The organism is Pseudomonadota bacterium, from assembly GCA_018817425.1.
In the GTDB taxonomy this organism is placed as follows: domain Bacteria; phylum Desulfobacterota; class Desulfobacteria; order Desulfobacterales; family RPRI01; genus RPRI01.
Genome location: JAHITX010000087.1, coordinates 1 through 4,074 on the forward strand (window position 1 = coordinate 1; position 4,074 = coordinate 4,074).

2 protein-coding genes and 1 tRNA gene are annotated in these 4,074 nt (G+C 41.1%); all 3 read right to left on the reverse strand.

The annotated features are described in order from the left end of the window. Window positions 1-245: 245 nt before the first annotated feature. The 3 genes from KKC46_15130 to KKC46_15140 all read right to left on the reverse strand — a co-directional run bounded on the left by KKC46_15130 (window position 246) and on the right by KKC46_15140 (window position 3,901). Entirely contained in the window at window positions 246-1,562 is a 1,317-nt protein-coding gene (locus tag KKC46_15130; protein ID MBU1055135.1) for a DUF1329 domain-containing protein, read from the reverse strand. A gap of 75 nt (window positions 1,563-1,637) precedes the next feature. Beyond that, a complete protein-coding gene (locus KKC46_15135; GenBank protein ID MBU1055136.1) occupies window positions 1,638-3,335 on the reverse strand; it encodes a hypothetical protein in 1,698 nt (565 codons plus the stop codon). Window positions 3,336-3,824: 489 nt separating this feature from the next. Further along, window positions 3,825-3,901, reverse strand: a tRNA-Lys gene (locus KKC46_15140). Between the last annotated feature and the right edge of the window lie 173 nt (window positions 3,902-4,074).

Below are 4,074 nucleotides of genomic sequence, written 5' to 3' on the forward strand. Positions count from 1 at the left end.
AGCCAGTTTCAAAACGCCCCATTTTGGCCGATCTCTGCGTTGGGCTCAAATTTCAATCCTCGAAATACTAAATGTATTCCTGTGGTTGAAATTTTCTCCCGCCTTGAGCTTGACCAAACTGAAACGTTTTGAAAGTGGCTCATAGATATATTGAATAGATCTTACATCATGATATGGTTTTAAATTTCGTGATTGTCTTTGTGGAGCAAATCCGTGGAAATTCCCCGGATTTGCTCCGCATTTTATTAACGTTGCTGAAATTTTCGCTTCAGAACTTCCATGCTGAAATCTTCAGGTTTCATACTCAAATTGAAGTCAGTTGAAGTAAGAAGTGCCCGGGTGCTGTAAGTTCTTTGTAAGTCGATTGAGAACATGTTGTATGGACAGGGAATCCATTTGCCATCGGGAGAATAGCCGTAATATTGAAAAAACCAGGGTCTCCCCTTGACATCGTAGTTGACGGCATAGGGAATCAGTAAGCGTTCGGAATCAATATAAAGTTTGATTTTACTTAAGGTAATAGCTTTTTCCGGCGTACCTTCAACTATATACATGGTTGTGCGGTAGTAGCGGTTATCCACCCCCGTCATATGACCTTTCAGATCTATCTGAAGCTGGGTTGTACCATTGGCAGGAGAAAGCATAACCTTTTTCCCTAAGTATTTCCAATGCCAACGCGCCAGTTTTCCCTGGAAACCTTCGTTGGTATCGTAGATGAAGTTCATGCCGGCCGGCATCCGATCCTGTCTTTGGGCCGTTGACATCCGCCGTACCCTTCGCATGGCCGGAATATACATCCATGTATCATCTTCCTTATCAGGATCATAATACCGGTAAGTGAGTTGGATCATACCGGCGACATTGTAGGGGGCGGTATAACCATAAGCCAGGATATTATCGATACCTTTGGGATTGGGCTGGTAAATGGGGTTTGGATCGGCTTCCAGCCTGGTATCAAAACGCATCACCAACTTTTCAGCAAAGGCATTACGGGTAAATCCTGACGCATCAATATTGGATGCCAAAAACCCGGCGGGCATATCATCACGATAATATGTCTTTTCCCAATTCCACATCAATTTCATGATATCTTTTTCAGGATCGGCACCGGGAAAGGGACGGCCGCCAACGTAGTTTTGCAACTGTCCCCTGGCATCCAATGTACATGTACCCTTATATTTTTCCGTTAATTCCAGGTACTTCTCATAAAGAGTGCCTTTGGTGGGAATGGGGATATTGGCGATTTCATTGATCCTGAAATCACCCCACTTTTTGGGATTTTGAAGAACTTCATAAAATTCTTCCGGGAGTAAATCTTTTATCTCCTCTATGGGTTTGGCCTTGTAGCCCCAGGAATTGATGATCTTTGCATTTTCTATGGCCGGATTAGGACCGTTTGCAGGACCTTTATAGGTAACCCCCAATTCCTTTAAGATAGGAATTTCAGCCCCGAAAGACCAATTCGGAGCTTTTGGTAAGCCTGTACCTTCGGCCCAGCTATTTTGATGAATAAATACCATCAACAAAGCAAGAATACTGCTTATAAAAAGTTTTTTTGACATATCTTACCTCCGTAAATTCTTATAAAACCTAATTAATACATAGCCCATCAGTTTCAGGCAAATAGCAGTTGATCATTAAAATGTATATTTGAGATGAAGAAAAATTTCATCATCACGCTGAAATGGGCCGACCATTGATGCGGTATTTTCTCTTGCATACAGCCATATTCCTCCTAAGACTATACTTGCCCTGTAAGTCGGGCTATAGGTGAGTGTGGCTCTTGTCAGCCCGGCTTTTGCGCTGAAATCATAAGCTCCGAGCAATTCCGGTGTGATTCTTCCGTCAAAATATTCAGTGTTTATAAGAAGTGTAACCATGGTCTGCTGTTTGCTGTAGCCCTCCCGGCCTAAACCGGTTTTCATTCCATCGGCAGCATTAATTATGAATTTTTGATATAACTGACCGGATATAAAAAATGTTTTATCACGATTCAAGGCTGATATAAATGTGGGGCGATCAAAGCCAATCATATAGGCGAAAACATCTTTTTCCGTATATTTTGTGTCAGGAAATATTAATAAACCTGATGGATCAAGTACGCTTTGCAAATATTGGATATTACCATTGGGGGAATTGACAGTAAAGGGCTGATCAATAGTATAGGCCGATTCAAACCGGATTATTGCATCTGTCAAAGGTTCCGGAACGTTAAATGTCATACCTACATTTTGTACTTTCGGCCAGTGAAAATGAAGAGCAGATCCGATAAAAGAAGGGCCTGTATTTGCTATTCCATTAGCAAGCATTTCCAAAGGTATAGCATTTCCAAATGTATTTAATTGGGCAAAGGCCCCGTCTATCTGAGCTTCACCAGTTTTATCTAGAGTCATTACTGCATCCTGAGCACGTGAATAGTAATAAAATAACGAGCCGTCCCAATCGCCAAATCTTGCCCTCAGTCTTGCACCGCCCTGAAACTTTTTGTCATCCTGGAATTTGTTCAGATCACGTTCCATGGCATCGATCAAAGCATCGGCAATATTTTGCCTGTTCCAGTTGAGGTTTACCGGAGGGCCGGCAAAGCCAATAGGAACAGCGCCGGTTGGGACATAAATTGTAGCATTTACATCCGGTGTAGTAGCATAAAATGGATCCCAGTTTCCACCCGGAGCAGAAGCTACATTAGGACGGAAATCTTCAGGTATAGCAACAAGCTCCAGCTTGAAACCATGCTGGCCGGGAATCTCATGTACAACATCTATTGCCCTTAAGGGAACTCTCACATTTTCAAGATCCTGTACAAAGCTTCCTCCTGCACTCACGTCCAGAGGATTAATGATATCAGACATCCTGAAAAGATCCGCTTCCCCCCATACTATCTGCTGCCTGCCGATTTTAAGAGTGGAGTTTTTGAAAAAAGCACGAAAATAGTATTCACGTAAATCAATTTCCTGCTCCATGTTGCGGTCGCCGTATAACGATTCATTATGGCGTCCTTCCGGAACCTTAGCCCTGTGCTTGGGCGAATCATTAATTGTATGATCCAGTTCGTAAACGGCATCGAAATAGCCTCTTGCAATTGTATTAAACTTCAGCCAGTCAGTGATATCTACTGCACCTTCCACCTGCAGGGTATTTCGCATTCTGGAAAGCTGGTAATCATCGTTTACTCCATTTTCCAGGCGAAGGGCCGTTTGGCTCTCAATGAATCCGGTTAGATTTACCTTATCCCCCAATAAACTTTCACCAGCCTTTACCTCTGTAGCATAATTAAGGCAAAGAGATGTCACAATTATAACAATCACCATAAAAAACATACTCTTATTCTTCATGTTCTTTCCTCCCCTAATATGATAAAAGATCAAAAACTGTCATTAACTCTAAATTTCGGTCACCCCCTTTCTTCTATTTACAGTTTAATTTAAACAAGGTTTAAATATTATTACTGATGCGGTTGGGATAAACTCAGGACAGATCAGAATTTATCTGCTATCCAGCCCGCATAGAGTATGTAACAAATAGTTTTTGATAGAATTTCTCCGCCTCTTTGAAAATCAGCAAATCCTAAATAATAAAGTGTTGTATAAACAACGGATTTTTGAATTTGTCGACTTTCCCCATATTTTTCGTTGAGTTGTTTTTGACCAATAAAGTGTTTGAAGTAAGTTGTTTTCTTGTATCATATTGAATAACTATAAAAAATTAGATGTGAGAATTACTTGAAATGGACTACAATTATAAAATAAAATAGTCAATATTTTCTTGAGTATTTGAAAGATTGTATGGGCAAGGGAGGAGATATCTTTAGTGTTGATTTTAATTGGTGGGCCGTATTGGAATCGAACCAATAACCTACTGATTAAGAGTCAGGTGCTCTGCCTAGTTGAGCTAACGGCCCTGCTGTAAGTTTTTGAAGAAATAAATATTCTTTAGAGCCAGTTTCAAAACGCCCCATTTTGGCCGATCTCTGCGTTGGGCTCAAATTTCAATCCTCGAAATACTCAATGTATTCCTGCGGTTGAAATTTTCGCCCGCCTTGAGCTTGACCAAACTGAAACGTTTTGAAAGTGG

Coding starts and splice junctions, on each gene's coding strand:
- KKC46_15135 (MBU1055136.1), bottom strand. CDS start 3,335: ATGAAGAATAAGAGTATGTTTTTTATGGTGATTGTTATAATTGTGACA.
- KKC46_15130 (MBU1055135.1), bottom strand. CDS start 1,562: ATGTCAAAAAAACTTTTTATAAGCAGTATTCTTGCTTTGTTGATGGTA.